This is a genomic window from Nocardia sp. NPDC057272 (assembly GCF_042668615.1).
GTDB lineage: Bacteria > Actinomycetota > Actinomycetes > Mycobacteriales > Mycobacteriaceae > Nocardia.
On record NZ_JBHUYK010000007.1, the window covers coordinates 130,192 to 153,231 of the forward strand.

Genomic DNA, 23,040 nt, shown 5'->3' on the forward strand with positions numbered 1-23,040 from the left:
GAACTGATCCTTGACAGTTAAGCAATAGTTCTTAAAACTGCGTGTGACCGCAGACACATGCGGCGATATTCGGAGAGGAACTTGCGCCATGATCCTGGATGCCTTCCGGCTCGACGGTCGCGTTGCCATCGTCACCGGAGCGGGCCGCGGTATAGGCGCGGCCACCGCGCTCGCGCTCGCCGAAGCCGGTGCCGACGTCGCCATCGCCGCCCGCACCACCGAACAGCTCGACGAGGTCGCCGGGAAGATCCGCGCCCTGGGCCGCCGTGCCGTGACCGTTACGGCGGATCTGTCCGACCTGGCCGCGGTGAAGGCCTTCGCCGACACCGCCGCCGCCGAACTGGGCCGCATCGACATCGTGGTCAACAATGTCGGCGGCACCATGCCCAATACCTTCATGACCACCTCCCCGGAGTTCCTGGAGGAGGCTTTCCGCTTCAATGTGTCCACCGCGCACGCGCTCACCCAGGCCGCGGTACCGCACCTGCTGGAGTCGGACAACGCCTCGGTGGTCAGCATCTCCTCGATGATGGGCCGCACCGCGGGCCGTGGTTTCCTCGCCTACGGCACCGCCAAAGCCGCTCTCGCGCACTGGACCCGGCTGGCCGCCACCGACCTGTCGCCCCGCATCCGCGTCAATGCCATCGCGGTCGGGTCGGTACTCACCTCGGCGTTGGATGTCGTTGCGAGTCAACCCGAGATCAAGGCCGCGATGGAAGCCGCGACTCCGCTGGGTCGGCTCGGCGAGCCCTGGGAAATCGCGGCGGCCATCGTCTACCTCAGTTCCCGTGCGGGCGGCTACGTCACCGGCAAGATTCTCGAGGTCGACGGCGGCATCGAAAGCCCCAATTTCGAACTCGGCCTGCCCGACCTGTGATCCACTCCCGCGCAAAGGATCTGACATGACCTACCGTGTAATCCAATGGAGCACCGGAAACGTCGGTGCGCGAGCACTGCGTTCCATCATCGCCCGGCCCGAACTGGAACTCGTCGGCGTGTGGGTATCGAGCGCGGCCAAAGCCGGGAAGGACGCGGGCGAGCTCGCCGGGCTGTCCGTCGTCACCGGCATCACCGCCACCACCGATGCCGACGCCCTGGTGGCCATGAAACCCGACTGCATCGTGCACACCGCCATGGCCGACGACCGGCTGATGGAATCTGTCGAGGACCTGAAACGGTTCCTGCGCGCCGGCATCAATGTGGTCTCGAGCAGTCCGGTCTTCCTGCAATACCCGTACGGCACCCTGCCCGACGAGGCGATCGCCCCGATCGTCGCGGCCGCCGAGGAAGGCGGTGCGTCCCTGTGGGTCAACGGTATCGACCCGGGCTGGGCCAACGACTGGCTGCCGCTGCTGCTCTCCAGCGGCTCCGAACGGATCGACCGGATCATCTGCTCGGAGATCATGGACTATTCCACCTACGACAATCCCAAGGTCGTCTTCGACATCATGGGATTCGGCAGTGACCTCGACGCCCTGCCCATGCTGCTGCAACCCGGCGTCCTCACCCTTGCCTGGGGCAGCGTCATCCGGCAGCTCGCCGCCGCGCTCGATATCGAACTCGATTCCGTCACACAACATTTCGAACGGCTACCGGCCACCGGTGAGCTGACTGTCGGCGACCGCACCATCACCGCGGGTACGGCCGCCGCGCTGCGCTTCCAAGTCCACGGCATCCGCGCCGGCCGCGAGGTGCTGACCCTCGAACACGTCACCCGCCTGCACCCCGACCTGGCTCCCGATTGGCCACAGCCGACCGGAAAGGGCGGCTACCGCGTCGAAATCCAGGGCGAACCGGACTACCGACTCGACCTTCAGCTCACCAGCGACGGTGACCACGCTCTCGCCGGTGTGGTCGGCACCGCCGCCCGCTTGGTCAGTGCCGTCTCGGCCGTGGTCGAGGCCCGCCCCGGCCTGCTGACCGCCACCGATCTGCCCCTCACCACCGGCCGTGGACTGATGTCCTGACGGCCCGCTGTTCCGCGACTCGACTGGTGCCGAAAATCTAGAACACGTTATAGTTCGGCTGATCGGGCGACGATGCGGTCGGCCCGTGCTCGGAAGGGTGGACAAGTGCGGGCCTGGGATGACGCAGCCGATGTCGTGGTCGTCGGATACGGCGGAGCGGGAGCGGCCGCCGCGCTGGCCGCGCGGGAATCCGGCGCCGAGGTGCTGGCTGTCGACCGGTATCTGGGTGGCGGCGCTACGGCGCTGTCGGGTGGCATCGTGTACGCGGGCGGTGGCACCTGGGTGCAACGCGACGCGGGCATCGACGACGACGTCGACACCATGCTCGCGTACCTGCAGGCCGAGGTCGGTGACGCCGTGAGCGCCGCGACGCTGCGCCGATTCTGCGAAGAGTCCCCGGCGATGATCGACTGGCTGACCGGGCACGGCGTGCCCTTCCAGCCTTCGGTGTGCCCGTACAAGACGTCCTATCCGACCGATGACTACTACCTGTACTACTCGGGCAGCGAAAACTCCGGCGGTTACCGGGATCTCGCGAAACCGCGTCAACGCGGTCACCGCACGCACGGCCCCGGCGTCTCGGGCAAGGCACTGTTCGGGCCGCTGGCGGCGTCGGCGTCCGAGCACGGCGTTCGCGTCCGGACCGGCACCAGGGCGGCTCGGCTCGTTGTCGAGGACGGGCGCGTGACGGGCATCGAGGCGCTCACGATCGCCGACGCACCCGCGGCGGTACGGCGCCGATTCGCCGCGCTCGCCCGGATGTCGGCGAAACCCGGTGTGTATCACCAGGGTTTGCGCCGGGCGGTGGAAAAGCTGCTGGCCCGGATCGAGCGCAGATACGGTGTGCCGGTCCGGATCCAGGCGAGATCCGGCGTGGTGCTCACCACGGGTGGGTTCATCGCGAACGGGGAGATGGTCGCACGGCACGCCCCCGCGTATCCGTGGTCGCAGGGACTGCCGCTGGGGAGCGCCGGTGACGACGGCAGCGGCATCACCATGGCGCTCGACATCGGCGCGGCGAGCGGCAAGATGGACGCGCTGTCGACCTGGCGGTTCATCGCGCCGCCCAGCGCGTTCTTCGGAGCGATCGCGGTGAATGCCCTGGGCGAGCGCATGATCGACGAGTCCCGCTACGGCGCGGCTCTCGGCGCGGCCATCGCCACCAGTCCAGGTCATCGCGCGTGGCTGCTCGTCGACGCGGAGCTGGAGGCCGAAGCTCGCGGCCAGATCGGCGCACAGTCGGTGTGGTTCCAGCGAATGCAGACCGAGCGTTTGCTGCGGATCGGGCGCGTCACGGGGAACACCGTCGAGGAGGCGGCCGCACGGGCCGGGATCGACCGGTCCGCCCTGCGCGCCACCCTCGACGCGCACAACCGCGCCATCGAGGACAACCGCCCCGATCCGCTGGGCAAGCCCGACGACCTCCGCCGCCCGTTGCGCACCGGACCGTTCGCCCTGCTGGATATCTCGTTCAAGGCGCGGCTCACCTACCCGATGCCGATGCTCACACTCGGCGGCCTGCTGGTGGACGAGGACACCGGCGCTGTTCGCCTCGAGAGCGGGGGAGTCGTGCCGGGACTCTTCGCCGCGGGGCGCGCGGCGGTCGGCGTCTGTTCGAACTCCTACATCAGTGGCCTGTCGCTGGCCGACTGCATCTTCTCGGGGCGGCGGGCGGGCACCCACAGCGCCCAGCCGCTGCTACCTCGGTGAGGACCCTCGCAGACGCCGGCTGATCATGCGGGCATTCGATCCGGCGGGCCGCTCGCTCGATCGATCTCGGTGACGAACGCGCTGACCTCGGCCAAGGCGTACGGCTCGCGCACCGCCGGTTCCTTCGTCGCGGCCAGCCCGACCGAAGGTGAGGTCGGCCACCGGTGAGAACAGCACCAGCCCGGACGGTTGTGGAAGCCCCCGCCGGGCCAGCTCACCGGCGAGGGCCAGTGCCAGGTGTGCGCCCGCGGAGTCTCCAGCGACGACGATGTCGGCGGGGCGATGCCCGCGGGCGAGTACGGGAAAACGCGTCACCGTCCAGGACGACATGACCAGGCGCAACCCGTGCATTGCCGCGCGTCCGATACGGACGCCTGCGCGAGTGGCAGTGTCGCGACGAGATTTCGATCCATGCCGTGCATCATGCTCGGACAACAGGGCAACTGACAAGAACTCATGTCAAAACGCCCGACAGTCCTGTACTTTGTTGACATGACTTCATGTCAAAACTGGGACAGTCAATGAAAGGGCAGGTCATCGCGGTGACCGGCGGTGCGCGTGGGATCGGGAGGGAGATCGCCGCGCGGCTCGCCCGCGCGGGTGCGCGCGTCGCGATCGGCGACATCGACGAATCGGCGGCACACGCCACCGCCACCGAACTGGGGGCGCGGGTGCGGGGCTTCGGCGTCGATGTCGCCGACCGGGATTCGTTCGCGACGTTCCTCGCCACCGTCGAGCAGGAGTGGGGACCGCTCGATGTGCTCGTCAACAACGCCGGCGTGATGTGGGTGGGCCGGTTCGATCGGGAACCCGAAGCGGCGCGGCGACGGCAGTTCGACGTGAACGTCCACGGCGTGATCAACGGGGTGACCCTCGCCGCACCGGCCATGCGCGCGCGAGGCGCCGGGCACATCGTCACCGTGGCCTCCGCCGCGTCGAAGCTCGCCCCGCCCGGTGAGTCCTCCTACGCCGCGACCAAGCACGCCGTCTTCGGCTACCTGAGCGGGGTCCGCGCTGAACTGCGCGGCAGCGGGGTCGCACTCTCGGTGATCATGCCGACCGTGGTGGACACCGAATTGGCGACCGGCACCGCCACCGGCGCGGTGGCACTGCTCCAGCCCGCCGACATCGCCCGCGCCGTCGCCCGGACGATCGAACACCCTCGATTCGAGGTGACAGTGCCCCGCTACCTCGGACCGCTGCTGCGCGCGGTGAACGTCCTCCCGGCCGCCCTGCGCGACCGTGTCCTGTTCGGCATGGTCCCGGATCAGGTTGCCGCTGTTCATGATTCATCGAGCCGGGCCGACTATGAACACAAGGTCTGTGGCCCCACCGAACCTCCACCCACGCCGACGACAGGAACCCTGAAATGACCACAACCGACGCGCTCGGCGATATTCGGCCGATACCGGAGTTCGCCGGTGTCCACGACGTGTGGCCGCGCGGCGACCGGCTCGAGGCGGTGCGCGAAGGCGCCCTCCGCTACCGCGAGCGGTTCCTCCGGCAGGGGCAGGTGCGTGCGGTCAAGAGCTTCGACATCGCCGCCGCCCCGTATCCGCAGCGATTCGCCTTCCAGGGCTATTCGATCGGCCCCAACCCGATGATCTCGATCATCAATCGGATGTTCGTGGTCCAATTCGAAGGATTCGACGGCGCGCTCCGAACGCTGGTCTGGGAGCCCACCGTCGCGGCCGGATCGGGCAAGGCCCCGTTCTACGCGAAACTGCAGAAGCTCTCGCGCACGCTGCGCGCGGAGTCGCTGTTCGTCAAGTACTACAACGATCCCGAGGCGGTGCTGCCCCGGCTGGGCCTGCGCAACGAGGATGTCGACTACGTCAGCTTCGACCACCTGCACGTGCAGGACATCCGCATGATCATGGGCAGCGACGAGCCGATCGACGGTGAGTCCGGCCCCCGTGACCCGCTGTTCCCGAACGCGCGGATGCTGGTGCAGCGCACCGAACTCGGCACGCTGGAATCGGTGCACCCGATGCAATGGGCCTGGTACGTCGACGGCGGCATGGACGGCGTCCCCGCCGAGCGACTGCAGGTCCTCGACGGTGACGTCGAGTTGGGTGTCGGGGTGAGCCTGCTGTGGACACCCGGGCACACCGACGGGAACCACTCGCTGTGCGTGAACACACCCGATGGTGTGTGGGTGTCCTCGGAGAACGGGATGGCCGCCGACAGCTGGCAGCCGGAACTGTCCAGGATTCCCGGGGTTCGGCAGCAGGCGCAGTTCTACGGCCGCGAAGTCGTCCTCAACGCGAACACTCTCGAAGACTCGCTGGATCAGTACGATTCCATGGTCAAGGAGAAGACCATGGCTTCCCGGTCACCGCGCGATCCGCGCTGGCTGCAAGTCGTTCCCTCCTCGGAATGCGCGAACTGGAAGCGGCAGTGGCCGGTCGTGCCGACTTTCACCCACGGCGGACTCGACTACGGGACGATCGCGATCCCACCTCGGGCCGATGACTAGGATGGAGACCTTCAAGATCAGGTAGCCGGATGCGGGAGGACAGTGACCGAGACCGACGCTCCGTCCGGGAACCGAACTCCGTCGCGCCGCTACGGTGGGCGGGACAAGGCGAGTCGAAGCGCTGAGCGTCGAGACGCTCTCCTCGAGGCCGGCCTGGAACTGTTCGGTACCATCGGCTATCCGGCGTCGTCGGTGAAGAAGATCTGCGACCGCGCGGGGTTGACCGAGCGGTACTTCTACGAGTCCTTCACTCATCGTGAGGCACTGCTGCGCGCGGTCTACGACGGTCAGATCGACCAGGTCCGCGCCGCGACCTTGGCGGCGCTCGCGGGGGCCGAACCCGATCTGGCTCCCCAGGCCCACGCCAGTGTCGACGCGTTCGTTCGGACCGTGGCCGCGGACCCGCGCCGCGCCCGGGTCATCTTCATCGAGGTCGTCGGAGTCAGCGCGGAGCTCGAGGTGCACCGGCGCGCGGTCATGCACGAATTCGCCCAGCTGATCGCCGGTTTCGCCGACGCCTACTTCCATGTTCCCGCCACCGATCGCTTGGCGATCGCGGCGATGCTTTTCGCCGGCGGGATGACCGAGCTGATGGTGGACTGGACGCTGGCCGACGCACCCTTGCCGCTCGACGAACTGATCGACGTCGCCGTGAGCATTCTGATCCACGGACTCGGGACCCTGGATCGCCGACCCGGCGAACCGGTGTAGCCGAGTCGGCGATCAGCCGGCGCGCCCGAATTCCTTGCGGTAGTGCTCGGACAATGCGGGGTAGTAGTCCTCGAAGGTCACCGTGGCCGGGTCGCGGTCGGTCTCGGCGGCGACCAGGCGGTCGAGGTAGTAGTCCCAGCCCGGCCCGACGTTCTCCGCCATGGTGGGATCGGGCACGTTCTGGGCGAAGACCAGGGTGGTGACGCCGCCTTCCTCGGCGAGGTCCAGGCGCAGCTGCCAGTGTTCAGGATTCTCCCCGTCGTAGGGCATCGACGTGGTGACCCGCAGCCGGTGCGGGGCATCGCATTCGTCGATCCGGAATCGCTCGGGGGGCATCTCGCCCTCGAAGGTCATCTGGAACTTCACTTCACCCGACGTCGGGTCGCCGGTCCAGGTGCCGAGCCAGCGGGCGAGCCGCTGCGGCTCGGTGACGGCGGCCCAGACGTCCTCGATCGGCGCGCGGAAGGTTCGGGTCCATTCGCAGTAGATGCCGTCGGCGAGGTCGCGGCGGTGTCCGGTCGCGGTGGGGATGGTCATGCGGTCTGCTCCTTGTCGCTATCGGTGCTGGTCGTGGCTCGGCGATCCCGGGTGGTGCGGCGGACTTCGAGATCGAGACCGTCGAGCGCGTGCTCCGGAATCGGCGGCCGGGCCGGTCGCAGCTTTTCCAGATAGTCGTGCAACGGCGCGAGCCCTGCGGGGGCGAGGCGATAGTGGCGTTCGCGGCCGTGCGGTTCGGCGCAGACCAGGCCCGCGTGGGCGAGTATCCGGAGATGTTTGCTGATCGCCGGTCTGCTGATGGGGTATTCCGCGGCGAGATCGACGACCCTGGCCGGTGCGCAGGCGAGCCGCTCGAGCAGATCGCGCCGCACGGAGTCGGCCAGGGCCTCGAACACGTCCACCTCTCAATTGGTAACCGACCGGTTACCAATTGTCAAGAGTGGACCGCTGGTGGTGGTCTCGGCACACGACAACGGCCCGACCGGTTGGTCGGGCCGTTGTCGTGATCTGTCCGCGCCGAGGCGGAGATCGGTTGCCGGGGCGGCCTATTCGGCGAGGCGGTGGGTTCCGTCGCGCACGGTGCCGACGAACTCTTCGATCAGGTCCTCCAGGGCGACCACGCCGACGGTGTTGCCACGGCTGTCGACCACCCGTCCCAGATGGCTACTGGTGCGGCGCAACCGGGCCAGCGCCTCGTACAGCGGAGTTCCGGTGCTCACCGTGGGCAGCGGGCGGATGTCGGTGCGCGGGATGACGGTGTCCGGGCCCGCGTTGTCGTCGGCGACCTCGTCGAGGACGTCCTTGATGTGCAGGTAACCCACCAGGGAGCCGTCGGAGGCGGCGACCGGGTAGCGCGAGAAACCGGTTTCGGACACCGCTGCCTCGACCTCGCCCAGGGTGGTCCCGTTGCCGATCAGCGGCACCGATCTGGCTTGGGCCAGCGGCACCATCACATCGCCGACGACCTGGTCGGACGTGCCGAGAGCCTGGGTGAGCCTGCGGTGTTCCTCTTCGTCGAGCAGCCCCTCGGAGCGGGATTCGCCGATCATCTCGGCCAGCTCCACCGTCGAGACTGTGGCGTCGAGTTCGTCCTTCGGCTCGATCCGCATCATCCGCAGCGTCATGTTCGCGGCCAGGTTGTACAGCGCGATCAGCGGCCGGGCGATCCGCAACCACATCAGGTGGATCGGCACCAGCAGCAGTGCCGAGCGTTCCGGACCGGCCAGGGCGATGTTCTTCGGCACCATCTCGCCGAGCAGGATGTGCAGGATCACCACCACCGTCAGCGCGAGCGCGAAGCCCACCGGGTGCAGCAACTGATCGGGCAGGCCGAGCAGTTCGAACGGGCGCTCGATGAGGTGCGCGATCGCGGGCTCGCCGACGCGGCCGAGCAGGATCGAGCAGATGGTGATGCCGAGCTGAGCCGCGGCGAGCATGATCGACAGGTTCTCGCCCGCCTCGATCACCGTCTGGGCCTTCTTCTTGCCTTGGGCGACAAGGGCTTCCAGCCGATCGCGGCGGGCGGAGATGAGGGCGAACTCGGCGGCGACGAAGAACGCGTTGCCCGCCAGCAGGACGACGGTCAGCAAGATTCCGAACAGGTCACCCATGAGCGTTCTCCCGTGCCGAGAGGTTGGCCGCGTCGACGGGGATCAACCGCACCCGGTCGATGCGCCGTCCGTCCATCCGTTCCACCCGGGCGATCCAGCCGCCCCCGGAACCGCGGGACGCGGGCAGCACCACTTCGTCACCGGTCACCGGGATACGGCCGAGCTGGGCCAGTACCAGACCACCGAGGGTTTCGTATTCGCCCTCGGGCGCGTCGTAGCCGGTCGCGCGCGACACCTCGTCGATGCGCATCAGGCCCGAGCAGTCCCAGCCGTCGGAGACCCGGCGCACATCGCGCTCCTCCTCGTCGTGCTCGTCGCGCACGTCGCCGAGGATCTCCTCGATCAGGTCCTCCATGGTCACCATGCCCGCGGTGCCGCCGTATTCGTCGACGACCAGGGCCACCTGCATGCCGTCGGCGCGGACGCGCTCGAGGACTTCGTCGCCGTCCAGGCTGGCGGGCACGATCGGCACCGCGACGGCGAGGTCGCTGAGCTGGATCTGCTTGCGCAGTTCACCCGGGTGGGTGAACGCCTGCTTGACGTGCACCACGCCGAGGGTGTTGTCGAGGTCGCCGTCGACCACCGGGAATCGGGAGTAGCCGGTGCGCGCGGCGGCGGCGATGAGGTCGGCGATGGTGTCGTGGCGGTCCAGCGATTCGACCTTCACGCGCGGTGTCATCAGGTCCTCGGCGCTGCGCTCACCGAATTCCAGCGAGCGGTCCATCACCTGCGCGGTGCGCTGATCCATCGCGCCACGCATGGCGGAGGTGCGCACCAGCGAACCGAGTTCCTGGGGCGAGCGAGCCGAGCGCAGTTCCTCGGCGGGTTCGATGCCGAGCCTGCGGACCACCCAGTTGGCGGCGCCGTTGAGAAAACGGATGAGCCACTTGAACAGGGCCGAGAAGCCGATCATCGGGCCCGCGGTGAGCCGGGCGACCTTCATCGGCTCGGCGATCGCGATGTTCTTGGGCACCAGCTCGCCGTAGATCATCGACAGCGAGGTCGCGATGATCAGGGCCAGCGCCAAGGCGACGCCGTGCGCGGCGTTTTCGCTCAAGCCGATGCCGTCCAGCAGCGGATCGAGCAGCCGGGCCAGGACGGGTTCGGCGATGTAGCCGGTGATCAGCGTCGTGATGGTGATGCCGAGCTGGGCGCCGGAGAGCTGGAACGACAGAGTGTGATGGGCCTGTTTCACCAGGCGTGACTGGGTGTCACCTTCCCGAGCGGCCGCTTCGACGGTGCTGCGTTCCAGTGCGGTGAGGGAGAACTCGGCGGCGACGAACAGCGCCGTTCCGAGGGTGAGTGCGACGAAGCCGAGCAGGCTGAGCACGGTCAGAACGATGGACATCCTCAGCACCACCCGAGTGGGGGCGCGGTAGGGAAACCGGGGGATCGAACGGACGCTGCGGAAAGGAGGACGCCGGGTTTGTCACCCGGCTCCGTAGAGGAGCCCTCCTGTGTGGCGCCCTTGGACGCGGGTGACAACTGGATCCTTTCGAGGCGGGAGTCGAGCATGTGCCGTGATCGGCAACTCCATAGTAATCCGTGCCCACCCATGATGTGTCAGCGGCGCGGCTCCGCCCGCCGACGGCGGCCGATCGAAGGGTTCGATCGGCCGCCGCGGGCGCGGTTCACCAGCCGCTGGGAAGCGGCCTGCCTTCGGCGAAGCCGGCGGCGGACTGCACGCCGAGCACGGCCTTGTCGTGGAATTCCGGCAGCGAGCGAGCACCGGCGTAGGTGCACGAGCTGCGCACACCCGAGCAGATGTGGTCGATGAGATCCTCGACGCCGGGACGCTCGGGATCCAGACGCATCCGCGAGCTGGAGATGCCCTCTTCGAACAGTGCCTTGCGGGCGCGGTCGAAGCTGCTGTCGGCGGCGGTGCGGGCGGCGACAGCACGCTTGGACGCCATGCCGAAGCTCTCCTTGTACTTGTTGCCGTCGCGGTCGATGCGCAGGTCGCCGGGGGACTCGTAGGTGCCGGCGAACCAGGAACCGATCATCACGTTCGATGCGCCCGCGGCCAGCGCCAGTGCCACGTCGCGGGGGTGCCGGACGCCTCCGTCGGCCCACACGTGCACGCCGAGTTCCTTTGCCGCGGCGGCACATTCGGCCACGGCGGAGAACTGCGGGCGACCGACGCCGGTCATCATGCGGGTGGTGCACATGGCGCCGGGGCCGACACCGACCTTGATGATGGTCGCGCCCGCCTCGGCCAGATCGCGGGTGCCCTCGGCGGAAACCACATTGCCCGCGACCAGGGGCAGGCCGAGGCCGAGATCGGCGACGGTGCGCAAAGATTCGAGCATTTTGGTCTGGTGGCCGTGCGCGGTGTCGAGGACGAGCACATCGGCGCCCGCCTCGGCCAGGGCCTTCGCCTTGGCGGCCACGTCGCCGTTGATGCCGACGGCGGCGGCGACGCGCAGCTTGCCGTTCGCGTCGACCGCGGGGGTGTAGATGCCGGCGCGGACGGTGCCGGTGCGGGTCATCACGCCCGCGAGGGTGCCGTCGGGGTGGGTGAGCACCGCGAGCTGGGCGTGGGCCTCGGCGAGGCGGTCGAAGATATCGCGCGGGGACGCCTCGACGGCCACCTGGACGAAGTCGGTGAACGCGACCTCGCGCAGGCGCGCGAACCGGTCCACATCGGCGCAGGCGGCCTCGGTGACGACGCCGACCGGCTTGCCGTCCTCGACGACCACGACGGCCCCGTGCGCGCGCTTGTGCATCAGCGCCACCGCGTCGGACACCGAACGATCGGGGTCGAGGGTGACCGGGGTGTCGGCGGTGAGCGAGCGGCTCTTCACGAACGCGATGGTGTCGGCGGCCGCGGGGATCGGCAGATCCTGGGGGAGCACCACGATGCCACCGCGGCGAGCGACGGTCTCGGCCATCCGCTTGCCCGCGACCGCGGTCATGTTCGCGACCACGAGGGGGATGGTGGTACCGGTCCCGTCGACGCTGGCCAGGTCCACATCGAACCGGGACGCGACATCGGTCCGGTTCGGGACCAGGAAGAGGTCGTCGTAGGTCAGGTCATACGGCGGCTGGGGTCCCGGAAGAAATCGCACTTGATTGATAGTAGCCCTGTGAGCCCAGCGGCGGGCAAATCCCGCGCCGTGTCAGCGCGTGGGCTCGGCGGTGACCGCTCTGGTGTGGCACAGGGCCACGGTCGCCGCGCACATCACGACGACACAGACTCCGACGACGACGAGTCCGGGACCGCTGGTGCGCAGGTGCTCGTCGAGAGCGGTGAGGCCGAGGAACGCGGCGGCCAGGGGTTCGGCGATGGTCGCCGCGGGGAGTGAGGCCGACAGCGGTCCGGCCTGGAACGCGCGCTGCTGCAGGTACACGCCGAGCAGGCCCGCGGCCACCAGCGTCCAGGTCTGCCACCCGCCGAGCACCGCGCCGATCCCGTCACCGAACAGGGTGACCACGCGATCGGTGAGTGCGGCCGCCGTCCCGAACAGGGCGCCACCGGCGAGACCGAGAGCGAGCGCCTGTCCCGACCGGCTGCTGATCGTCAGCCCGGCGACGGCCGCGGCCACGACGACGCCGAGCAGAATCGCCAACGGTACCAACCATTCCCGGAAGGGCGCCGTGTCCTCGCCCGCTGTCGGATCGCCCACGATCAGGAACAGCGCGAGCGCCGCGACGAGGATCAGCGCGGTCGCGGCGGCGCGCGCGGTGATCCGCTGCCCGTTCAGCCGTGCGGACAGCGGCAGCGCGAAGACCAAGGCGCTCACCAGAATCGGTTGCACCACCAGCACCGCGCCGAATGCCAGCGCGAGAACCTGCATCGCGTAACCACCGGTGTCGCCGACGATTCCGGACCACCAGCGTGGGCTGCGGAGCAGGCCGCCGAGCAGGGACGTGCCTTCGGGCACTGCCGCGGCCGCCCGCTGCTGCGCTACGGCGCCCAGCGCGATCAACATGGCCGCGATCAGCGCGCACGCGATGGTGGCGATCTCGTGGTTCGTCACGGGCTCAGTGTGCGGGATCCGGCGCTCGCCGGCGCTGATCTACGAATGAGAGTCGGGGGGTTCGGGTACCTGGAAACAGACGCGGGGCCGAACCGTAATCGGTTCGGCCCCGCGTTGATTCAGTTTGCCGTGCGGTTGCGGTGCGCGGCGGGAGCGGCCGGACGCGCGGCGCGACGACGAGAATTCGTCGGCGTGTCGCCCGTGCGGGCGTGTCCACCGGAGCGCGTGCGCGGCTCGTGCGCCGGACGCTCGCGGCGCGGTGCGCCACCACGGCCCGCTTCGGCGGCCGGAGCGCCACCGGTGCGCGGACGACGAGTGCGCCCGCCGCCGTTCGCCGCGCGGGTGGGCTGCGCGGGGGCGACCGGCGCGGCCAGCGCGATCCCACTGGGCTTGCGGGCGCCGGTGATCTCCACCAGGTTCCGGTCGCCGGGGCGCACGTCGACACCGTCGGTGCGCACGCCCGCCTTGCGGGTCATCGCGGCGACGTCCTTGCGCTCCTCGTCGGTGACGAGGGTGACCACGACACCGTCCTCACCGGCGCGCGCGGTGCGGCCGGCGCGGTGCAGGTAAGCCTTGTGCTCGGCGGGCGGGTCGAAGTGCACGACCAGCGAGACACCGTCGATGTGGATGCCGCGCGCGGCGACGTCGGTGGTGACCAGCACCGGCACCGACCCGTCGGCGAAGGCCGCCAGAGTGCGGACGCGGTTGTTCTGGGCCTTGCCGCCGTGCAGCGAGCCCGCGTCGACGCCGGCGCCGCGCAGCTGCTTGGCCAGGCGGTCGGCGCCGTGCTTGGTACGCACGAACATGATGGTCAGACCCTCACGCGCGGCGATCTCGGTGGCCACGGTGCGCTTGATGTTCTTGTCGCGCACGTAGAGCAGGTGGTGGGTCATGGTGCTCACCGAGGCCTCGGCGGGCGCGGTCGAGTGGGTCACCGGGTTGTGCATGTAGCGCTTGACGAGCTTGTCCACGTCACCGTCGAGGGTGGCCGAGAACAGCAGGCGCTGACCCTGCTTGGGGGTGCGGTCGAGCAGCCGGGTGACCTGGGGCAGGAAGCCCATGTCGGCCATGTGGTCGGCCTCGTCGAGCGCGGTGATCGTCACGTCCGACAGGTCGGCGGCGCGCTGCTTGATCAGGTCGTCGAGGCGACCGGGGGTGGCGATGAGCAGGTCGACACCGCGGGCGAGGCGGTCGGCCTGACGCTTGATCGGCGCGCCACCGACGACGGAGGCCACGCGCAGGCCCAGCGAGCGGGCGGCCTCTTCGAGGGCCTTTTCGATCTGGGTCGCGAGTTCGCGGGTCGGCACCAGCACGAGGCCGCGCGGGCGACCGGGCTTGGAGGGGGATCCCTGGGCCAGGCGGGTCAGCATCGGCAGACCGAAGGCGAGGGTCTTGCCCGAGCCGGTCGGGCCGCGACCGAGCACGTCACGCCCGGAGAGGGCGTCGCCGATCGTGGCGGCCTGGATGGGGAAGGGCTTGTCGATGCCCGCGTTGCGCAGGGTCTGCACCAGTTCGACGGGCAGGCCGAGTTCGGCGAAGGTCGGTTCGTTGGGCACGGCAGAGTTGGTCAAGGTGGCCTTTCGTTGGGCTGCGAATCGCGCCGAACGATGATCGGCGCCGATTACCCGAATACGCGCCTCGGCGTGAGCGGGGTGCGGCCCAGCAGGAAGGACCGGTCTCCCAGGATAGGCGTGTTCGGGCTCGGTTGGGTAAACAGGCTGGTCAGCGAAGTGGTTGTGGCAAGGTCTGTGCCGCCGCGAATCGGGCAGCGGTGGTGCGGTCGCCGCGCCGTGCGCGCCGGGGAGAAGCTGGCGGCGGATCGCCAGGTCAGCCGTGGAAGAGCCGGTTGAGCTCCTGCAGCCACGGCACCGCGACGGCCAGGGTCGGCACGACCAGAATCGCGGCCGAGCCGAGGTAGGCGGCGGTGGCGACTCTCACGTCTCCGGTGGTGCTCGCGAGCCGCTGGATGCGGATCAGGGTGCTCGGTCCGCCCGCGGCGAGTGCCCCCTGCGGTGCGGTGGATTTGGCGCAGGCGATCAGGGCGCGGGCCAGCGGCTTGGGCCCGGTGACCTTCACCGCCGAGTCGTCGGCAAGCAGTTCGATCAGCAATTTCACCTGGCCGAGCGCGGCCTTGCTGCGGACAACCCGGGGAAAGGCCTCGTGGACGGCGGTGAACGCCTCGAGCACCAGATCGTGGCGTGCGCGCAGGTGTGAGCGTTCGTGGCTCACGATGGCGGTGACCTCGGAGTCGTCGAGGCTGGTCAGCGTGCCTTCGCTGATCACGACCCGCTGGCGAAGGCCGGGCAGGCAGTAGGCGATGGGTTCGGTGGCGGCCAGCACGCGGATGTCGGCGGCGCGACGCACCGGGCCGCCCTGATCGAGCAGGTCGACGAGCATGCGATGACGGGAGCGGCGGCGCCGGGTGTGCACACCGACGCGCACGATCGAGAACATCAGCCGGGCGCCGACCATCAGAGTCAGGGCGAAGACCAGCACATACAGCGTCCACAGCGGCAGACCGAGCGCGTCGATCTCCTGGGTGGGCGAGGTGGTGGGCCTACCGTCGGGGCCGGGGACGAGCAGCAGGCTGGCGATGGCCAGCCCGGATCCGAAGGCGCTGAGCACAGCGGCCAGCGCGATCGCCTGCCACAACACCAGCGCCGCGCGCGGGCTGCGGTGCACCCAGGTAGCGCGACTGAGCAGCGCTGGTACCGGCCCTGCGAGAAGCAAGGCGAGACCAGCAAAGACTGCCGCGGTTGCGTTCATCGACTCTGCTCACTGCGTTGTGGGGCCAGGGGCGCTCACTCCATTGTGAGAGCCGCCAGGGAGTCTAGCCGCTGTTTTCGTCGGATTCGAGCTTGGCGAGTGCTTCGCGCAGCGCATCCGCCTCGTCTTTGCCCACTTGCTCCACGAAATGCACCAGCGCCGCGGCGCGACTACCTGCGGCGTCGGCCTGTTGCAAGGCGTCGACCATCAGGCTCGCGACCAATTCGTCGCGGCTGTGAACCGGTGCGTATCGATGCGCGCGATCGTCGCGTCGCTGAACCACCAGGTCCTTCTTCGCCAGTCGTTGGAGCACCGTCATCACCGTGGTGTACGCGAGCTCGCGCCGCGCGGCCAGCGCTTCGTGGACCTGCCGCACCGTCAGTGGCTCATCGGCCGACCACAACTGGTCCATGACCGCTTTTTCGAGTTCGCCGAGACCTGCCATCCCACCGATTTTACGGCCTCAACGACAAACATGCGTACTACAGATTGTCGTAACGGGGTGTTTGCTGTGTGTCATTCGTCATACCCGACCGCGCCGTGCACGTGCCGGGTCCCGATCGGGACGATCATCGGCCGCCCCGAGACCGGATCTGTCAAAACGGTGGCCTCGAGCCCGAAGACCTCGGCGAGCAGCTCGGCAGTGACGATGTCGGCCGGTTTGCCCCGCGCCACGACCGCGCCCGCGCGCATCACCACGAGCTCGTCGCTGTAGCGGATGGCGAGGTTGAGATCGTGCAGCACCATCACCACCGTGCGTCCGAACTCGGCGTGCAGCCGGTCGACGAGGTCGAGCACTTCCAGCGAGTGCGCGAGATCGAGGTAGGTGGTCGGCTCGTCGAGGAGCAGGATGTCGGTGCCCTGGGCCAGCGCCATGGAGATCCAGGCGCGCTGGCGCTGGCCGCCGGAGAGTTCGTCGAGGGTCCGGTCGGCCAGGTCGGCGATACCGGTCTGGGCCAGCGCGGCCGCGACCTCGGTCTCGTCGTCGGCCGACCACTGCCGCAACCAGGACTGATGCGGATGACGTCCCCGCGCGACCAGATCGGCGACGGTGAGCCCTTCGGGCGCGACCGGAGTCTGCGGCAGCATGCCGATCACCTTGGCCACGTCCTTGGTCTTCATCGACGAGATGGCCTTGCCGTCGAGGACGACCTGTCCCGCGCTGGGGCGCAGCAGCCTGCCCAGCGATTTCAGCAGGGTCGACTTGCCGCAGCCGTTGGGGCCGATGACCGTGGTGACCACGCCGGGCGCGATGTCGAGGCTGAGCTCGTCGACGATCACCCGCTCGCCGTAGCCGAGGGAGACGGCGTCGGCGGAGAGGCGATGAGCGGGGCTGGTCATGAGAGCGTGGCCTTCCGATTCATGCGGACGAGCAGGTAGAGCAGGAACGGTCCACCGAGCGCGGCGGTGACGATACCGACCGGCAGGTCGACGGGCAGGAGCGCGCGCGAGAGGACATCGGCCCCCGCGACCAGTGCGGCACCGGTCAGCGCCGAGGCGATCAGAGGCTCACCCGCGGTCCGCAGCGCCATTCGCGCGATCTGCGGTGCGGCGAGGGCGACGAATCCGACCGGCCCCACGGCGGCGGTCGCCACCGAGGCGGCCACGACCGACGCGCCGATGAGCAGTGCCTGTTGCGACTGGATCCGCACACCGAGCACTCGGGTCGAGTCCTCGCCGAGGCGCAGCGCGGCCAGCGTGCGCGCCGACACCAGCGACACCACGGTCACGACGGACAGCGCGATGACGGCAGGCACCACCCTCGACATGTCGGCTCCGTTGAGCGACCCGGTGAGCCAGAGCTGGGCACGGGCGGCGTCGGTCAGGCTGGCGCGGGTGAGCAGCCAGCTGATCACCGACATCAGGACCGCGTTCACGCCGATGCCGATCAGGACGAGCCGGAACCCGGTGACCCCGCGTTCGCCGCCGCCCCCGCGGCCCCAGGCCAGGAGATAGATGACGACCGCGGTGATCAGGCCGCCGGTCAGCGCGGCGATCGGGGCTCCGACGGTGGCGACCAGCCCGGTTGTCGCACCACCGCTGCCGACCAGCACCGCGACGGCGCCAACGCTGGCGCCGGTGGTGATGCCGAGGACGTCCGGCCCGGCCAGTGGGTTGTGCAGGATCGACTGCATCAGCGCGCCCGACAGTCCGAGCGCGGCGCCGACGACCACGGCCGTCAGCGCACGGGGCAAGCGCGATTCGATGATGATGAAGCGCTGGGATCTGGTACCGCCGCCCCCGAGCACGTCGAGTACGCGTCCCAGTGGGATATGGGTATCGCCGACGGCGATGTCCAGGCAGAACAGTACGAACACCGCGACCGCCAGTGCCACGACGACGCCGAACACGACCGGCCGCAGCACCAGCGACACCGGCCCGACCCGCAGCGCGGGGCGCACCCGGCGCAGCTCGGTCACTGCGCGATCCGCTCGGTCGGCGTTCGGGGGTTCGGCGGCAACCTGGTCGGCGGCTTTGCCCATCTCGACTCCACTCACAGCGCCACCAACTTCTTCCGACGCACCAACGCGATGAAGAACGGCGCGCCGATCGCGGCCAACATCACCCCGACCTGGAGTTCACCGGGGCGGGCGATCACCCGCCCGGCGGTGTCGGCGACGAGCAGCAGCAACCCGCCGAGTAGCCCGGAGTAGGGGATCAGCCACTTGTTGTCCGGTCCGGTGATGGTCCGGGCCATGTGCGGAACCACCAGGCCCAGAAACGCGATCGGTCCGATCGCCGCGGTCGCCCCGCCGCTGAGCAGCACCACCGCGAGCAGGCCGAAGGCCCGCGCCCGGGTGACGTCGACGCCGAGTCCGCGGGCGACATCGTCACCGAGGCTCAGCAGATTCAAGCTGGGGGCCGCGGCCATGGCCATGCCGACGCCGACCACCAGAAACGGCAGGACCTGCCAGAACACTTCCGCTTCGCGCCCGGCCACGTTGCCGACCACCCAGAACCGATAGGTGTCGAGCGCCGCGTTGTCGAGCACGATGATCGCGTTGGTCATCGCCTGGAGGAAGGCGGTGACCGCGGCGCCGGCCAGGATCAGGCTCAACGGACTCGCCTTGCCCCCACCGATCGAGGAGACCCCAAACACGATTACCCCCGCGATCGCCGACCCGGCGAAGGCGAACCAGATGTACTGCGCGGGCGCGGTGAACCCGAACAGGAAGATGCTCAGCGCGGCCAGAAAGCCCGCGCCCGCATTCAGTCCTAACAATCCGGCATCAGCGAGCGGATTCCGGGTATACCCCTGGATGAGCGCGCCCGCGACGCCCATCGCCACTCCGGCGACCAGGGCCAATGCGGTGCGCGGCAGACGCAGCTCACGCACGATTTCCTCGGCGATGGAGCGGGCCGGGCATCGGAACGGGCCGCCGTCGCAGCCGAAAGCGTGTGTGACGGCGTCGAACACCGTGGTGGGTGTGAGCGAGCGGGTGCCGATGGCAATACTCGCCACCACCGCCACGGTGAGCAAGACAACGAGCAGCAGAAGCCCGGTCAGACGACGACGTCTGACGGTGCCAGGGTGGATCACGGCGACGAACTTCTCCTGCCTCGAAACCGGACACGACTTGTGAAGTCTGGTAAGCCTAACCTATGTTCCGAGACATCATCGTCACGGGAACCAACGTTCGAGGAGGTTCGATGTCCGAGCCCGTCACCACCGCCACTTCCCGCACCACCGCCGCGTTCGACCGTGCCTGTGCCAGGTTGCAAGCGCTGCAACCCGAGCATCCGCGCGTGTATGCCGTCGCGGCGATGAGCGGGCAGGGCAAACGGCGATGGTGGCATGTGCCCAACGGGCTGTCCGAGGGCCGCGTCGAGCTGATGTACCGGCGTCACGCCGCGGAGATGATCAACGACGAGATCGCCGCCGAAGTAGTGGCCACCGCGCTCATCCACGCCGTGGCGGGCCGCGTCACGGCACTGTTCGTGATGGACGCGCAGGCATGGGATCCCGGCCGCGACAACCTGTGGATCCACCACGACAACGACGGCGGCATCGACTGGGCAGGCTTGTCCGACACCACGATTCGCGTCGTCGACTGCGATCCCGAGCCGGGTGCGGTCGCCTTCCCCTGCGAAGCCGCCATGGCGGTCTGGCTCGCCCAGCGCTGCGCGTCGTCGCTGATCCCGCTCCAATCGGTCCTCACTCGCTGCTCCGGTCTGCCCGCTCGCCGGTTCTGGACCCTCGTGGGCGAATCCATCATCGGCGCGGCGACCTACGTCCCCGATCTGGCACGCGCCGATGTCTCCGCGGGCGCGCGCCGTGGCCAGCTCCTGCTCGGCGCCTTCGAGGAACGCGGCCTCCCGGTGCGCCGCAGCAGCTGCCTGCAGCGCTAGCCAGATCTGGACGGTTGATCACCAGGATCTCATGCCGGTATCCGCCGCGCGAATTCGGTGATCGCGTATGCGGGCTCGGTCGGGCGGCCGCCGCTCACGCGCTGGTAGGCGCCACTTTCCCGAGGGCGTGCAGGGCGGCGGCAAGTGCGCGGAACGAGGCGAGAATCAACTCGCCGTAATGCTCCGGGTCCGGCATCATCGTGGCGTTCGTCGTGACCGCGATGACGATCTCGTCACCCTGCGAGGTGATCAGGTGACGCAGGCCGTCGCCGTCGAGGATGGGCAGTGACCCGACCGCGCGGCGAACCGGCCTGCCGCAGAAGACCAGCGTGTCGGTCACCGGCGGCACATTGCTGATCGTGGTGTTGCACAACGGCACTGTCGCCGCGTCGTCGAAACGCCGTTGCGCCCTTGCCCATCCGGCGGCGCGCAGCAGGAGCGCGGGTGCGGTCTGCACCCGCCGGTCGGTGCGTTGCACCACCGGGTCGGCGGTGCGCTGTTTGGCGCGGCTCGCCGACCGCTGAATCGCGGTCAGCCGCTCGATCGGGTCGACGATGTCGGTGTGCAGGTCGACGATCATCTGGCTGAGCTGATTCGCCGAATCCCATTCGGCGACACCGCGCATCGACATCGGCACCATGGCGGCCAGCGCGCCGTCGGGCGTTTCGTCGTGTTCGGCGAGGTAGGCGGCCAGTGCGCCGGAGATCGCGGTGAGCATCAGGTCGTTGATCGTGACCCGGTGGGGCGCCGCGGCTTTGGCGGCGAGTACCTCCGGCATCGGAATCGGTGACAGGTGAAAGGTGAGCTCCGCGTGGATGTCCCGGTTGAACCGGGTGGCCGGGCGCTCGGCGACGGGATCGTGGACGGTACCCGCATCGATCAGGGCCCGCAGCTCGTCCTGCGCCTTCCGCGCCCGGCGCAGACCGGCGACGAAGCGCACCGGCGCCGCCGCGAGCGCGCCCGCAGTGCGCACGGCGGTGGTCAGCGGCCGCGCCTCGTCGAGCCGGATCGCGGGCGCGGGTTCCGTGCCGAACAGCCGCCCCTCGAGTGCCCGGGTCGCCACGCCGTCGCCGGCGCTGTGGTGGAACTTCAGCGCCACGACGGTGGTCGTGCCCGGCATCGCCGGTACGCCGTCGACCCGGTCCAGAACATGGATCTCCCACGGTGGTCGTGTCAGATCCATCCGGGCGGAGGTGATCTCGGCGATCCGGGCGCGGGCGTCGTCCCACGAAGCCGCGACCTCCAGGCTGACGTGGTCGCGCACCGACAGGGTCGGGTAGGGCTCCCAGTACGGCAGGTCGAGGTCCATCGGGACGCGCCGCAAGCGCCGGTGGAACAGTTCCGCGTGCCCGATGCTCGCGCGCGCCCAGTCCAGTACCTGCTCGATCGTCAGCGGGGCGTGGCCCGACGCGTCGGCGAAGTAGACCGCGACGATGTTCGACAGGTGCCGGTCGGTTTCGTCGTAGACGAACACCGCGTCGCGCGGACTCAGTCGCCGGGAGCCCACCCGGAGTTCGGCGCTCATATGCCCAGTGCTGTCGCCATCATCGGCCAGGAGGCGTGCAGGTCGTCCTCCCAGTAGCCCCACGAGTGGGTACCGGTCGGTCGGATGTTGTAGGTGATATTCGTGCGGCCGAGTTCTCGGGTGCGCTGAGCCAGATTCGCGGTGCAATACGCCGTCGCGGCTTCGATGCCACCGCCGACGAGCATTTGATTCGTGAGAATCGAAGTCGGATTCTTTCCGTTGATGTGCACGCGCGGATTCGACAACGTGTCGTGTGGTCCCGGCAATCCGGTGCCCGCCGAGATATAGATCGGGATATTCGGCAAACGATGGGCTTGCACGTAGGGATCGTGCTCGCGCCAGGCGGCGTCGGTCTCGGGACCCCACATGTTCTCGGTGTTGCCGCCGCCCATCCGCACGACGAGGGAGACGAAGGCGCGGCCGATCGGATCGCTGGTCATCGCGCACCCGCTGTACGCGGAGACGCTGCGGTACAGGTCGGGCGCCTGGATCGCGAGATCGAGGACCGAGGTTCCCGCCATCGAGATACCGGCGAGGGAGTTGACACCGTTGGTGCCGAAGGCGGCGTCGATCACGGGCGGCAGCTCCCGGGTGAGGAACGTCGTCCACATGTTGTTGCCGTTGTTCTCGAGGTTCTTCGCCAGGCCGGCGTCGGGTCGCTGCCAGTCGGTGTAATAGCTGAACGCGCCTTCCATCGGGATGACGACGTTGACGTGTTTGTCCGCGAAGAACCCACCGGCATCGGTCTGACCGGGCCAGTTGGCCGAATCCTCGCCGCCGCCCGCGCCGTTCAGCAGATACAGCGTCGGTGCCGGGGTCGAAGTGTCGACCGGCCGGAGCACCCGCAGGGCGATCGTGCGATCCATGGCGGGGGAGTAGACGCTGATGTCGGCGACCTGGCCGGACTGCGTCTGGCTCATCAGGCGCGCGCCGGGCGCGGCCGAAGCCTGCGCGCGGTCGACGAACAGGGGCGTCGAGGCCACAGCCAGGACGCAGACGGCCGACATGATCGCGCGGAGCATTTCGTTCTTCATGGTGTTGCGAGCCTGCTGACTTCTCGGGGCGGAAGCGGGGCCGGCCACACCGTGGCCGACCCCGTACCGCGCTGAACTACCTGCGCTGGATCTACTTGCCCGGGGTGGGCGTGCCACCGCTCACGCTGATCAGCGCCTGGATGAAGGGCAGAGCCGCGTCGCTGAGGCTGCCGGCGCCGGTCTGCATCAGTTCGTAGAGGGAACCCATGTCTAACTCCTGGTGATGAGGTGGATCAGGCTCGGTGAACGAGCCGAAGTGCCGATGCGGGCCGGGTTTACGGGAAGAAGGCTTCTACCGAACCCAGGAAGACGGCGAGCAGGCCGTCGCCTTCGGCCGCGGAACCCAGTCCGGCGATCGCGGCCATCATGATCTCGGTCAATGAACCCATCGTGAATCTCCTTGCTCGTGT

Annotated in this window: 21 protein-coding genes and 1 pseudogene; 7 read left to right on the top strand and 15 right to left on the bottom strand. The window is 69.0% G+C overall.

From position 1 onward, the window contains the following. The first annotated feature begins 88 nt into the window (after positions 1-88). The 3 genes from ACFULV_RS13170 (at position 89) to ACFULV_RS13180 (ending at position 3,677) form a co-directional block, all read left to right on the top strand. Positions 89-877, top strand: a complete 789-nt coding sequence (locus ACFULV_RS13170) for an SDR family oxidoreductase (protein ID WP_378656167.1) — start codon at positions 89-91, stop codon at positions 875-877. 25 nt (positions 878-902) lie between these two features. Beyond that, positions 903-1,967 (top strand): diacylglycerol kinase, encoded by a 1,065-nt coding sequence (locus ACFULV_RS13175; protein WP_378656169.1) that lies wholly within the window; start codon positions 903-905, stop codon positions 1,965-1,967. Between the two features lie 72 nt (positions 1,968-2,039). After that, a complete protein-coding gene (locus ACFULV_RS13180) occupies positions 2,040-3,677 on the top strand; it encodes an FAD-binding protein (protein ID WP_378656172.1) in 1,638 nt (545 codons plus the stop codon). Positions 3,678-3,884: 207 nt separating this feature from the next. Here ACFULV_RS13180 and ACFULV_RS13185 read toward each other — a convergent pair. Beyond that, positions 3,885-4,028 (bottom strand): annotated as a pseudogene (locus ACFULV_RS13185) (esterase); the annotation flags it as partial. Positions 4,029-4,198: 170 nt separating this feature from the next. On the opposite strand from ACFULV_RS13185, the gene ACFULV_RS13190 reads away from it, so the two are divergent. Genes ACFULV_RS13190 through ACFULV_RS13200 form a run of 3 tightly spaced genes read left to right on the top strand, consistent with a single transcriptional unit; the run spans position 4,199 to position 6,867 of the window. Further along, a complete protein-coding gene (locus tag ACFULV_RS13190) occupies positions 4,199-5,050 on the top strand; it encodes an SDR family oxidoreductase (protein ID WP_378656175.1) in 852 nt (283 codons plus the stop codon). Then, positions 5,047-6,156, top strand: coding sequence for a hypothetical protein (locus ACFULV_RS13195; protein ID WP_378656177.1), 1,110 nt, complete (start codon positions 5,047-5,049; stop codon positions 6,154-6,156). The genes ACFULV_RS13190 and ACFULV_RS13195 overlap by 4 nt, the downstream gene beginning before the upstream one ends. A gap of 42 nt (positions 6,157-6,198) precedes the next feature. After that, positions 6,199-6,867 carry a TetR/AcrR family transcriptional regulator gene (locus ACFULV_RS13200; RefSeq protein ID WP_378656180.1) on the top strand — a complete coding sequence of 223 codons (669 nt, stop codon included), beginning with the start codon at positions 6,199-6,201 and terminating at the stop codon, positions 6,865-6,867. 12 nt (positions 6,868-6,879) lie between these two features. Here the strand turns inward: ACFULV_RS13200 and ACFULV_RS13205 are convergent, their stop codons facing one another. The 12 genes from ACFULV_RS13205 to ACFULV_RS13260 form a co-directional block, all read right to left on the bottom strand. Next, positions 6,880-7,404: an SRPBCC family protein gene (locus tag ACFULV_RS13205; protein WP_378627208.1), complete on the bottom strand. Its 525-nt coding sequence runs from the start codon at positions 7,402-7,404 to the stop codon at positions 6,880-6,882. After that, the gene (locus ACFULV_RS13210; protein WP_378656183.1) at positions 7,401-7,766 is read right to left on the bottom strand and encodes an ArsR/SmtB family transcription factor; all 366 of its coding nucleotides are present in this window, start codon (positions 7,764-7,766) and stop codon (positions 7,401-7,403) included. Before ACFULV_RS13210 ends, ACFULV_RS13205 begins: the two co-directional genes overlap by 4 nt. Positions 7,767-7,910: 144 nt before the next feature. Then, positions 7,911-8,975: a hemolysin family protein gene (locus tag ACFULV_RS13215; RefSeq protein ID WP_378627210.1), complete on the bottom strand. Its 1,065-nt coding sequence runs from the start codon at positions 8,973-8,975 to the stop codon at positions 7,911-7,913. After that, positions 8,968-10,323 (bottom strand): hemolysin family protein, encoded by a 1,356-nt coding sequence (locus ACFULV_RS13220; protein ID WP_378627211.1) that lies wholly within the window; start codon positions 10,321-10,323, stop codon positions 8,968-8,970. The genes ACFULV_RS13215 and ACFULV_RS13220 overlap by 8 nt, the downstream gene beginning before the upstream one ends. 283 nt (positions 10,324-10,606) lie before the next feature. Beyond that, positions 10,607-12,043, bottom strand: a complete 1,437-nt coding sequence (locus ACFULV_RS13225) for a GuaB1 family IMP dehydrogenase-related protein (protein ID WP_378627213.1) — start codon at positions 12,041-12,043, stop codon at positions 10,607-10,609. A gap of 51 nt (positions 12,044-12,094) precedes the next feature. Continuing rightward, complete coding sequence (locus tag ACFULV_RS13230; protein WP_378656186.1) at positions 12,095-12,955, bottom strand: DMT family transporter; 861 nt, start codon at positions 12,953-12,955, stop codon at positions 12,095-12,097. A 119-nt stretch (positions 12,956-13,074) separates the two neighbouring features. Then, positions 13,075-14,526 (bottom strand): DEAD/DEAH box helicase, encoded by a 1,452-nt coding sequence (locus ACFULV_RS13235; RefSeq protein WP_378627216.1) that lies wholly within the window; start codon positions 14,524-14,526, stop codon positions 13,075-13,077. A gap of 256 nt (positions 14,527-14,782) precedes the next feature. Then, entirely contained in the window at positions 14,783-15,721 is a 939-nt protein-coding gene (locus tag ACFULV_RS13240; RefSeq protein ID WP_378627217.1) for a M56 family metallopeptidase, read from the bottom strand. A 64-nt stretch (positions 15,722-15,785) separates the two neighbouring features. Continuing rightward, positions 15,786-16,175 (bottom strand): BlaI/MecI/CopY family transcriptional regulator, encoded by a 390-nt coding sequence (locus ACFULV_RS13245; protein WP_279537543.1) that lies wholly within the window; start codon positions 16,173-16,175, stop codon positions 15,786-15,788. Positions 16,176-16,237: 62 nt separating this feature from the next. After that, a complete protein-coding gene (locus ACFULV_RS13250) occupies positions 16,238-17,062 on the bottom strand; it encodes an ABC transporter ATP-binding protein (RefSeq protein WP_378656189.1) in 825 nt (274 codons plus the stop codon). Next, entirely contained in the window at positions 17,059-18,219 is a 1,161-nt protein-coding gene (locus ACFULV_RS13255; RefSeq protein ID WP_378656192.1) for a FecCD family ABC transporter permease, read from the bottom strand. The genes ACFULV_RS13250 and ACFULV_RS13255 overlap by 4 nt, the downstream gene beginning before the upstream one ends. Beyond that, entirely contained in the window at positions 18,216-19,262 is a 1,047-nt protein-coding gene (locus tag ACFULV_RS13260) for a FecCD family ABC transporter permease (RefSeq protein WP_378656194.1), read from the bottom strand. The genes ACFULV_RS13255 and ACFULV_RS13260 overlap by 4 nt, the downstream gene beginning before the upstream one ends. Positions 19,263-19,372: 110 nt before the next feature. On the opposite strand from ACFULV_RS13260, the gene ACFULV_RS13265 reads away from it, so the two are divergent. Then, positions 19,373-20,071 (top strand): hypothetical protein, encoded by a 699-nt coding sequence (locus ACFULV_RS13265; RefSeq protein WP_378656196.1) that lies wholly within the window; start codon positions 19,373-19,375, stop codon positions 20,069-20,071. A gap of 94 nt (positions 20,072-20,165) precedes the next feature. On the opposite strand, the gene ACFULV_RS13270 is transcribed toward ACFULV_RS13265, so the two are convergent. Both ACFULV_RS13270 and ACFULV_RS13275 read right to left on the bottom strand, forming a co-directional pair. Beyond that, positions 20,166-21,596: a wax ester/triacylglycerol synthase family O-acyltransferase gene (locus tag ACFULV_RS13270; RefSeq protein WP_378656199.1), complete on the bottom strand. Its 1,431-nt coding sequence runs from the start codon at positions 21,594-21,596 to the stop codon at positions 20,166-20,168. Then, positions 21,593-22,630 carry an alpha/beta hydrolase gene (locus ACFULV_RS13275; protein ID WP_378627226.1) on the bottom strand — a complete coding sequence of 346 codons (1,038 nt, stop codon included), beginning with the start codon at positions 22,628-22,630 and terminating at the stop codon, positions 21,593-21,595. The genes ACFULV_RS13270 and ACFULV_RS13275 overlap by 4 nt, the downstream gene beginning before the upstream one ends. Positions 22,631-23,040: the final 410 nt, after the last annotated feature.

Coding starts and splice junctions, on each gene's coding strand:
- ACFULV_RS13170 (WP_378656167.1), top strand. CDS start 89: ATGATCCTGGATGCCTTCCGGCTCGACGGTCGCGTTGCCATCGTCACC.
- ACFULV_RS13175 (WP_378656169.1), top strand. CDS start 903: ATGACCTACCGTGTAATCCAATGGAGCACCGGAAACGTCGGTGCGCGA.
- ACFULV_RS13180 (WP_378656172.1), top strand. CDS start 2,040: ATGCGGTCGGCCCGTGCTCGGAAGGGTGGACAAGTGCGGGCCTGGGAT.
- ACFULV_RS13190 (WP_378656175.1), top strand. CDS start 4,199: ATGAAAGGGCAGGTCATCGCGGTGACCGGCGGTGCGCGTGGGATCGGG.
- ACFULV_RS13195 (WP_378656177.1), top strand. CDS start 5,047: ATGACCACAACCGACGCGCTCGGCGATATTCGGCCGATACCGGAGTTC.
- ACFULV_RS13205 (WP_378627208.1), bottom strand. CDS start 7,404: ATGACCATCCCCACCGCGACCGGACACCGCCGCGACCTCGCCGACGGC.
- ACFULV_RS13215 (WP_378627210.1), bottom strand. CDS start 8,975: ATGGGTGACCTGTTCGGAATCTTGCTGACCGTCGTCCTGCTGGCGGGC.
- ACFULV_RS13220 (WP_378627211.1), bottom strand. CDS start 10,323: ATGTCCATCGTTCTGACCGTGCTCAGCCTGCTCGGCTTCGTCGCACTC.
- ACFULV_RS13240 (WP_378627217.1), bottom strand. CDS start 15,721: ATGAACGCAACCGCGGCAGTCTTTGCTGGTCTCGCCTTGCTTCTCGCA.
- ACFULV_RS13250 (WP_378656189.1), bottom strand. CDS start 17,062: ATGACCAGCCCCGCTCATCGCCTCTCCGCCGACGCCGTCTCCCTCGGC.
- ACFULV_RS13265 (WP_378656196.1), top strand. CDS start 19,373: ATGTCCGAGCCCGTCACCACCGCCACTTCCCGCACCACCGCCGCGTTC.
- ACFULV_RS13270 (WP_378656199.1), bottom strand. CDS start 21,596: ATGAGCGCCGAACTCCGGGTGGGCTCCCGGCGACTGAGTCCGCGCGAC.
- ACFULV_RS13275 (WP_378627226.1), bottom strand. CDS start 22,630: ATGAAGAACGAAATGCTCCGCGCGATCATGTCGGCCGTCTGCGTCCTG.